Origin of the sequence: Kitasatospora sp. NPDC001539 (assembly GCF_040298565.1) — a bacterium.
Classification (GTDB): Bacteria; Actinomycetota; Actinomycetes; order Streptomycetales; family Streptomycetaceae; genus Kitasatospora.
Genome location: NZ_JBEPAK010000295.1, coordinates 1 through 7,864, shown reverse-complemented (window position 1 = coordinate 7,864; position 7,864 = coordinate 1). Strand labels below are relative to the sequence as shown.

General features: G+C 70.0%; 4 protein-coding genes and 1 tRNA gene. 3 read left to right on the top strand and 2 right to left on the bottom strand.

Translation table 11 applies throughout. The features are described from left to right. Nucleotides 1–188: 188 nt before the first annotated feature. On the top strand, nucleotides 189–1,568 hold the full coding sequence (locus tag ABT247_RS29635) for an MFS transporter (protein WP_502892528.1): 1,380 nt from the start codon (nucleotides 189–191) through the stop codon (nucleotides 1,566–1,568). Between the two features lie 137 nt (nucleotides 1,569–1,705). Then, a tRNA-Pro gene (locus ABT247_RS29630) sits at nucleotides 1,706–1,779 on the top strand. A 232-nt stretch (nucleotides 1,780–2,011) separates the two neighbouring features. Here ABT247_RS29630 and ABT247_RS29625 read toward each other — a convergent pair. Further along, complete coding sequence (locus tag ABT247_RS29625; protein ID WP_350748523.1) at nucleotides 2,012–2,587, bottom strand: restriction endonuclease; 576 nt, start codon at nucleotides 2,585–2,587, stop codon at nucleotides 2,012–2,014. A 363-nt stretch (nucleotides 2,588–2,950) separates the two neighbouring features. Here ABT247_RS29625 and ABT247_RS29620 point away from each other — a divergent pair, with 363 nt between their 5' ends. Beyond that, nucleotides 2,951–6,232, top strand: a complete 3,282-nt coding sequence (locus tag ABT247_RS29620) for an AAA domain-containing protein (protein WP_350748520.1) — start codon at nucleotides 2,951–2,953, stop codon at nucleotides 6,230–6,232. Nucleotides 6,233–6,802: 570 nt separating this feature from the next. On the opposite strand, the gene ABT247_RS29615 is transcribed toward ABT247_RS29620, so the two are convergent. Beyond that, on the bottom strand, nucleotides 6,803–7,864 hold a 1,062-nt coding region (locus ABT247_RS29615; protein WP_350748517.1), incomplete at its 5' end, for a DNA/RNA helicase domain-containing protein.

Here is a 7,864-nt window from a genome sequence, read left to right as displayed (position 1 = left end):
CCCCTCAAGCGCGCCCAGCACCACAACTGGCCACCACCACAACCAGCAACACCAACCGTCACCCCGCGCGACACGACCTAAAGTCACCAGCATTGCCGTTAGACCGGCTCCGGTTCCGCCGGGGGCGGGCCCGCCGGAGGCAACCCCGGTGTGGAACGGGCGAGGGGCGGGGCGGATCATGGAGGGCTGTGTCGACCAATCATCCTGCCAATCCGGCCACCGACGCCACTCCGCCCCGGGCGTCCTCCGCGCCCTCCGAGCCTTCCGCGCCCTCGGCGCCCTCCGATCCCGTTCCGGCCGTCGGACCGCTCCCCGAGGTCGGCGCGGGGCCCGTTCCCTGGTACCGACGCGCCTTCGCCGACCTCAGCCCGCTGCGCGAGAACCCCGACTACCGCCGGGTCTGGCTCGGGCAGGTGGTCTCCTCCATCGGCCAGCAGATGACGGCCGTGGCCGTCTCCGTCCAGATCTACGACATGACCGGCTCCGCCTTCGCGACCGGCCTGGTGGGCCTGTTCTCCTTCGTCCCGCTGGTCGCCTTCGGCCTGTACGGCGGCGCGATCGCCGACACCGTGGACCGGCGCAAGCTGGGCCTGATCGGCTCGGCCGGACTCGCCGTGGTCTCCGCCGTCCTCGCCGTCCAAGCCCTCGCCGGACTCGGCCTGGTCGCCATCCTCTACGCCGCCGTCGCCGCCCAAGCCGGGTTCTTCGCCCTCAGCTCACCCGCCCGCTCGGCGATGATCCCCCGGCTGGTCCCCAGCCACCAGCTCCCGGCGGCCAACGCCCTGGCCACCGTCAGCATGAACCTCGGCCTCACCGTCGGCCCGATGCTCGGCGGCGTCCTGATCGGCGCCTTCGGGGCCCAGGCCGCCTACCTGGTCGACACCGCCGCCTTCGCCGGCACCCTCTACGCGATGTGGCGCCTGCCCGCCATGCGGCCGCTCGGCGAACGCAAGGGCCGCGCCTCCGTCCTGGACGGACTGCGCTTCCTGCGCGAGCAGCCCAACCTGCGCACCAGCTTCCTCGCCGACCTGGCCGCGATGATCTTCGGGCTGCCCCGATCCCTCTTCCCGGCCATCGCCGTCACCTTCTACGGCGGCGACGCCCGCACCGTCGGCCTGCTGGTCGCCGCCCCCGCCGTCGGCGCCCTGCTCGGCGCCCTCTTCTCCGGCTGGGTCAACCGGGTCCACCGCCAGGGCGCCGCCGTCCTCGCCGCGGTCTCCGCCTGGGGCCTCGCCATCGCCGCCTTCGGCGCCCTCCACAACCTCTGGCTCGGCCTCCTGCTGCTCGCGGTGGCCGGCTGCGCGGACACCGTCAGCATGATCTTCCGCAACACGATGATGCAGGTCGCAGCCCCGGACGAGATGCGCGGCCGCCTCCAGGGCATCTTCACCGTCGTCGTCGCCGGCGGCCCCCGCCTCGGCGACTTCGAGTCCGGCGCCGTCGCCGCCCTCACCAACCCCGCCACCTCCGTGATCACCGGCGGCCTCGCCTGCGTCGCCGCCGTCCTCCTCCTCGCCGCCCGCCGCCCCGCCTTCCTCACCTACGACGCCCGCCACCCGACCCCCTGACCCACCCCACCCCCGAACCTGGCAGCGAGCACCCCCCGACGTGCTGTATTGTTTTCCACGTCGCCGGGACAACCGGAGACAAGGTCGAGAAGCCGCCCGGCAGAGCCCCCCAGGCCCCGCCGCACGGCACGAGACCACGGGACGTGGCGCAGCTTGGTAGCGCACTTGACTGGGGGTCAAGGGGTCGCAGGTTCAAATCCTGTCGTCCCGACAGTGATGTCGGAAGGCCGTTGGCCGGGAGAAATCCCAGGTCAGCGGCCTTTTTGCTGATGGTGCGGCAGGTGGTGGGCGACTGTGGCGCCGCCGCTTTGCGATCGTGCTGGGGACCAGTCAGGGACCGCAGCTGGTGACCGCAGAGCCGCCGCAAGTCGGTGCAGCGGCCCGGCGTTCGCGCTACACGAGGTCGGTGGCCGGCCAGCTTGGGGGGACCTTCCGCAGTCCGATCAGGGCGTCGATGTTCGGGTGCTCGGCGAGCAGGGGCCTTGAGGTTGCGGCGGTCGATCAGGCGGAGGCGGCCGTTGCGGCGGGACGTTCTTGGAGCGTTTGGCCTGAACGGCGAAAATGGTGGATCCGGTCGGGTCGGCCAAGGTTGCGACGGCGTCCCCACCGTGGTCGCGGGAGCCCTGGGTGCCCCAAACCTCGTAGCTCATGGCTTCGAAGAGCTGGCGCACCAGGCGTTCGAAGCCGTAGGGATTCATCTGGAGCAGGTCGGGTGGGCTGTCCAGGGTGGCGACTACGGCGGTGTCGGTGATGATGCGGTAGCGGGACAGGTCGGCCGCGACGACGGGCGTGACCGGTTCCAGGTCGTGGGGGTGCTTGGAGACGATGGCGCCGAGGCGGTGGAGGCACTGCGGGTCGGGCCTGGGCTCGTCCAGGACCAAGTCGGCGAAGTTCCTGCGCTCGGCGGCGACGCTGACGACGCATGCCCGTACGGTCGCCCGATCGGTGGTGGCGACGCGGCCGTTGAGGATGACGGTCTCCACGAACGAGGCCGGGGTGGCGGTGAACGCCTTGTCCACGCGCGCAGGGCCAGGCGGACCACCAGTCGGGCGTAGACCTCGTGGATCTCGGCCTGCTTGGTGGGTTGGGTTCTGGACGGGCGTCCACACGGCAACAGGCGGGCGCTCGCCCGTCCGCTTCGACTCCGCGACCCTGTTGTCGGTCCAGACCACCGGGTGCGGTCGAGGCGCCTGCGGTAGATCCAGGTGGCGGGCCGGGTTGGCGGCCACCAGGCCGTTGCGCTCCGACACGCGCTTGGTCTCGCCCGCAGGACGTAGGGCCTCGAATCTTCGCGATGCTCCTACGACGAACCGTCCTCGGTGGTAGGACATAGGCGATCGGGGACACGCTCTGGGGGGACTGTGGGCTGGCGCGAGGAAACGGTGACGGCGCTCGATTCCTGGCTCGCCATGGAGGGCGGCGCAGGCCGAAAGCCCTACTGGCGGGTTCTGGGCCGCGCCGTCGCTGCCGGCACTGGCGAGTACGCCGTCGATATCCGTGGCCTCACCATCAACGCCGACCAGCTTCAGGCCGAAAGCCTCCGTCTCGCAGGACCGGACGAGAACACGGTCGAGGGCGGCTACCCCGTCCTGGACGTCACCCACGACGGCACCGTCCTGCGTATCCGAGTGCCTGACTTCGCCGACCTCGAAGACCCGTGCCTGTGGCTCCACCAGCAACCTGCGACGTTCCTCATCAAGTCCCTGCGTGACGGTATCGCCGGCGTCACCGATGACGGCCTGGCTGGGCTGCTCGCCCGCGGTGAACCCGGCGGGCAGCTCTCATCGCACGGGTTGCCCGCAGGCAGCCTCCTGCCGGCCCAGGACCTCGCCTACCGCGCCTGCGTCGGCACAGGCCTGTGGCTCGTCTGGGGGCCGCCCGGTACGGGCAAGACCTCGGTCCTCAAGCGCGCCATCAGCGACCTGATCGCCGCCGGGAAACGCGTGCTCCTGGTGTCGGCGACGAACATCGCCGTCGACAACGCTCTCCTCGGCGTCGTGAAGGAACAGCGCCACTCTCCCGGGCAACTCGTCCGAGTTGGCCCACCCCACCTGAAGCAGATCGCCGACGACCCTCAGGTCTGCCTGCCCCTCATGGTGCGAGCAAAGCTCACCGCCATCGACGGGCAGCGCGAAGCCGTCGCCGCCGAACTCAGTGCCCAGCAGCAGCGGGCCCGACACCTCGCAGCGCTCATCACGCGCCTCGCCGACTTCGACGCCGATCACTACACCCGGCAGCGCCGACGCCTGGACGACCCTGCCCTCGCGGTGGAGCACCTCACCGCGCAACTCGCCGCGTGCTCCGATCAGCACCGCGACCTGCAGCCACTCCTCGCGCAGGCCGAGGACCGAGCCGAACAGGCTCGGCACCAGCACGACAACGCCGCCGGACACCGCGCCGCCTGGGCTGAAATCGACGCGCTGGAAGCCGAAGCCGCCGACGTCGAAGCGGCCGCCACCAGCGCTGAAGCCCGCGCACTCCTCGCACACCAGGAACTGGCCGACGCACAGCAGGTCCTCGACGACCTCGAAGCCAAGAAGGGCCTGGCCAAACTCGCGGCACGCTCCGCCATCGCCGCCGCCGAGAAGCATCGCGACGCCACCCTCGCACGCCACCAAGGCACCTTCGACAAAGCCCGGCAAGCCCGCGCCCTCGCCGACCGCCACCGCCTCCAGACCCACGCCACCGTCAGTCGGCTCAGTCGGCAGATCCCGCTCACCCGGGACGACCTGGCCGCCATCGACACCGAGCTGCACCAGGCCGACAACGCGCTGCGCCAGACGCGTGACGCAGAGGGGGACGCGGCCGCCCGGATCGTCCACCTCGACGAACAACTGCGCCTGACCCTCGCCGCATCCGAGGACGTCAAGAAGGCCGAACGCCGAGGACACCCGGCCACCCACCGCGAAGCCCAGGCCCTGAGGCCCCAGGTCGCCGCCGACGCCACCCGCCATCCCTTGCTGATCAAGCAGCACCGCGAACTTCACGAGCAGTACGAACGCCTGGCCCGCGACGCGCAAGGCCAGATCATCCGTGAGGCCCGCCTCGTCGCCACCACCCTCGCCAGGTTCCGCACCAACCCGACCGTCTTCGAAGGCCCCTACGACGTCGTCCTCGTCGACGAGGTCGGCGCCGCCACCTTGCCCGAAGTCCTCCTCGCCGTTGCCAAGGCCAAGACCACTGCGGTTCTCCTCGGTGACTTCATGCAGCTCGGCCCCGTGCTCCCCGAAGCCCTGAAAGGCAGCCAACGCTCCGACATCCGACGCTGGCTCCTCACCGAAGTGTTCGAGCACTGCCGCATCGGTACCCCGGCCGCCGCCCGCGCCAACCCCGGATGCATCAGCCTCGACGTCCAGCATCGCTTCGGCCCGGACGTCATGCGCCTGGCCAACACCATCGCCTACGACGGCCTACTCACTGGCGGTCCCACCGTCCACGCCCGAGCACGCGCCAAGACACCCGACGACGCGGAAATCGTCATCGTCGACACCGACGGACTCGGAGGCCTCGCGCAGATCCACCGCCTCGGCCCCTCCAGCGGATGGTGGCCTGCCGGCCTCCTCCTCGCCCGCACCCTCGTGGAACTCCACCGCGCCGACGGAGACACCACCGGCATCGTCACCCCCTACGGGGCACAAGCGGAAGCCACACTCGCAGCCCTGAGGGACATCGAAGGCGACTCCGGGCTCCTCGCCGAAGTCGGCACCGCCCACCGCTTCCAAGGCCGCGAATTCCCCGTCGTCATCTTCGACCTCGTCGAGGAGCAACACAGCCGCGGCATGTGGATGGCCCAGGCCTCACGCCGCCCAGGCAGCGGAGACTGGGCCAACAACGGCGTCCGCCTGTTCAACGTCGCCACCACCCGCGTGCAGAACCGCCTGTACCTCATCGGCAGCCGCAGCCGCATCCTGGCCGCACCCCACGACACAGCCCTCGGCGCTGTCCGAGGGCTCGTCGAGGCAGGCGCGGTCCGCACCATCCGAGCCACCAGCCTCGTCACCCCACTCGCAGCCGAGGCGCCCGGGCTCGGCCCGGTCGGTGCCCGCCTCGCGGACATCCTCAGCCGGCACGTCGAAATCGCTGACGTCCAGGACGAGGTCGCCTTCTACAAGACCTTCGCCGACCGCCTCGCCGAAGCCAAGCACTCCCTCTGGATCTGGACCCCATGGGTCGCAAAACGCGTACGGAGCCTTCTCCCCGCCCTGGAGGACGCCGTACGACGCGGCGTGCAGGTCACCGTATTCGTCCGGGACCAGAGCGACCAGAACCAACAGAGGTTTACCGAGTACCTCGACGAACTCAAGGCCGTCACCCCCTCGGTGATCTCCGTCAATGTCATGCACCAGAAGATCGTCGTCATCGACGAGCAGACCGTGCTCCTCGGCAGCCTGAACGCCCTGTCTCAGAGCCACTCCCGCGAGATCATGCTGACCGTGCGAGGCGCCCACTTCGCCCGCAAGATCCTTGAGCACGAGCACGCCGAGGACTTCGCCCGCCCTCCGAGATGCGCCGGCTGCCAGGGAGACCAGCTCGACCTCAGGCGAGGCAAGGCCGGCTGGTACTGGCGTTGCTACGACAGAGCGTGTCCCGCCCGCAAGGGTGACCGAGGGTGGACCGTCCCAGTCCAGTTCACGACGTCCAGATCCAAGCGCGGAAGTCGCTGAACGGAAGCGCCAGCCCTCCATGGCCTTCCCGGCGCGGTCCCGGATGTCGCAACCGTTCGACGTTGGCGCCGTTCATCTACCGAGCCTCGAGTAAGCCAGGGACCTGGCCGCCGTCGGGCCCAGGGAGTCCCGAGGTGACCACCGCTGCCGAAGCGTGGACCGTCTCGGCTGACGCTTCGACAACTGAGCAGACAAGCTGGCCTGGTTCGTCTCGTGCGACAACAGCCGGTCCCTCCAGGTCACTTGAGTTAGTGTCACGCGCTACTCTCATAAAGACTCGCCCGCATGTGTGGTGCGATTCTTATAAGACTCGGAGGGTTCGTGCTCCTCAACGCTGCTTTCGGCAACCCGGACGACAGCACAGGGGCTCCCCCGGTCGCGGGCCGGCACCGGCTGTGGCACGCCGAACAAGTCTTCCGAAGCGAGGCTAGGGAGCCGCTGACCCCGGCGCATGCCGGATGACAGAGGCTGCACGGTCGCCGAGCCATTGGCGACCGTGCGCCAGCTGACTCTGTTACCGACCGTGCAGACTGGACGGCACCGTGTGCCTCGCCTGGAATCAGCGATTGGTCATCGGCCGCGGCTCTGCTCCACCGCGATCCGTCCTGCCTGCTGCCCGGTGACCAGCTCCCGCAACCTGGTGCGCGTCTCCGGGTCCGTCGAGTACACGACCGTTCCGATCATCCCTCGCGTCAGCAGCACCTTGTAGGTGTTGCGGATCAAACGGTCGATGTCGGCGTCGGTGGTGGACTTGCGGAAGACGGGGTCCTTGGACGCCGTCCGGTCGGTGACCCAGCGGTCGGTGCGCCAGACGAGGTCCGGCCCGAGGATGACGCCGCTCCAGTCGTACTCGAAGCCCTGGGCGGTGTACACGCACCCGACCTGGCCGAAGCCGGCCGGGTCGGTGGCCCACAGCGCGGCGGGCGGGGCTCCGGCGATCGAGCGGTCGCCGTACACGTTCCACGGCCGGGCCCAGTCACCGATGTGCACGTCGAGGGGGAGCGGGTCCCCCGGGGCGACCTTCGTGGTCCACTTCCAGCAGTACCCGGCCGACATCCGGGCGCCGTACCCCTCGGCGCGCCGGGCTTCGAGGAAGGCCTCCAACTCCTGGGGACTGTCCACGACCTCCAGGGCGACCTTGCCGTCGGGCTCCCAACCGACGGGGCCACCGGGCTCGAGGCCCAGCAGACGCACCACCCAGTGCAGGTAGGCGTCGCTGCCGCCGCAGCGGAACTGGCTGTCCAGCTCGACCACCTGGCAGTCCAGGCCCTTTAGCGCGGCGGCCGCCCGGATCTGAGCCACCGTCCCCATCTCGCCCGGCCGGACGACCTGGTGTTCGTCCAGCAGGAACACCGGTACTCGGGCTGCGTCGATCAGTTCGTCGATCTGGGGCTTGCCGGTGCGCTGCGCGGCCCGGGTGTAGCGGTTCGCCGACGTCTCCCGGATCCGGTGGGCCTCGTCGCAGATCAGCACGTCCAAGCCGTTGCGCTCCGCAGTCATGAAGCTGTTGAAATACTTGAACAGCTCCTGCACCTGCTTCTTCCGCGCCCCGGCCGTCCGACGCATCGTGGTGGTGAACGAGCTGGACCCGGTCGCGTGCAGGGCCGTGACGCCGCGCCGGTACAGATCACC